Raw genomic sequence first — 1,152 nt, forward strand, 5'->3', positions numbered from 1 at the left:
GCCTCAGACCATCAGAAATCCCTGAAATGAGGCCCAGATTTCCATATCCCGAAAAATCGACTGGCTCGACGAGCCGACGAAAGGTACGCGCTCGCTGACGAGGGGTATTTCAGCAAGCTGCTAAGCGCGCACCGCTTCCCGATGGTTCAGATAGAACGCAATTCAGCAAGCATTCAACGGCGCTGCAATCCAACAAGCTGTGGCGTCACTGGATGTAATTCCCGCCGCGCTCCGGTATCATCAAGCTCGGACCGCCAACATCATAACGAGAAGCAATCATGCCAGTGATTAAAAATTTCGGATTTCTCTGGGAAAGAAAATACCTTCATCGGGGCGCAGGTGGCAACGGAAATGCGGGACACCTGAAGGGCTTTACGGGAAGATTCATAGCTGATTTCCGAGATCAAATCGGGGTATACGTCTTGTATGACAGAAATCAATCCATTGTGTATGTCGGCCAAGCAGGCAATGGCAATGCGACTCTTTTTACACGATTAAAGAATCACATGGATGGCCCCCTATGGAATAGATGGGAATACTTTAGCTGGATTGGCTTCCGAGATGTCAACACAAACGGGGCCTTGAGTAACCAGCAATCCGTTGATTCAGGCGTCGCCGGGTTCAAATATTCTGATGCGCTGAACGAGATTGAAGGCATCCTCATCGAAATCATTGAACCAAAACTTAATAAACAAGGCGGGAAGCTAAAAGGTGCAGTCGAGTACTACCAGTATATCGACGAAAAATTTGGCGAGGTATCGAATCATGATCTATACAAAGAATTGCTGAACTTGTCGAAAACCGTGGAGTTGATCAACAAATAGGCATCGAACTAAACATCCAGGTCAGAGATCGTGCGGTAGTTGGAGTGGGCTGAACGGCACGCGTTCGTTACCAAGATGCCCGCTCACGCTGCCCGCACTCCTTCTCCCCGGAAAAACTTCGCGCCGGAGACGAAGCAAGTGACGAAGTGACGAACGAAGGCTGTTTTCTAGAATTTCTCCTATGTGATTGATATAGAAAAAATGGCTCTTTTGAAAATGCAGTGGGTAACGCGGCTCACGAGGCATGCGGGTTGAAGCTGGAGAAATCTAGCTTGCCGGCGATGAGGAACAGCACGGTTCGCATTGTTTCGAAGCGCGTGTAGCCGCG

1 protein-coding gene is annotated in these 1,152 nt (G+C 49.3%); it reads left to right on the plus strand.

The genetic code is table 11. The features are described 5' to 3' along the window. The first annotated feature begins 278 nt into the window (after window positions 1-278). Window positions 279-824 carry a GIY-YIG nuclease family protein gene (locus GWC77_RS27905; RefSeq protein WP_173262758.1) on the plus strand — a complete coding sequence of 182 codons (546 nt, stop codon included), beginning with the start codon at window positions 279-281 and terminating at the stop codon, window positions 822-824. Window positions 825-1,152: the final 328 nt, after the last annotated feature.

It is taken from the genome of Paraburkholderia sp. NMBU_R16, from assembly GCF_013282575.1.
GTDB lineage: Bacteria > Pseudomonadota > Gammaproteobacteria > Burkholderiales > Burkholderiaceae > Trinickia.

What these genes read in the sequence shown, in the direction of transcription:
- GWC77_RS27905 (WP_173262758.1), top strand. Translation starts at nt 279, where the DNA reads ATGCCAGTGATTAAAAATTTCGGATTTCTCTGGGAAAGAAAATACCTT.